At 45.7% G+C, this 230-nt stretch carries 1 pseudogene; it reads right to left on the bottom strand.

What is annotated here, in order from left to right:
• Positions 1–47 precede the first annotated feature (47 nt).
• A pseudogene (locus tag ACTHSP_RS24250) lies at positions 48–230 on the bottom strand (MFS transporter); the annotation flags it as partial.

Raw genomic sequence — 230 nt, 5'->3', positions numbered from 1 at the left:
TTAATGTCTTTTTCGTGTTGCTTTTCATGAACCGAACGGACACTCTAATTACACAACAAACCGACAATCAACAAACATGCCATAATGTTCATGGTAATGCTATAAGCCTAGGCAGCCGGAACGCCGCTTTCAATTTGGCTTTGGCGTATATAGTTGACCAACACCGGGCCAATGACCGCTGCGGTTGACCATGCCAGCAAGATCCTACCGTGAATTGCACCGACTTGATA

The organism is Neisseria sp. P0001.S005, assembly GCF_051963715.1.
This window is presented reverse-complemented; position numbering and strand designations above follow the sequence as displayed.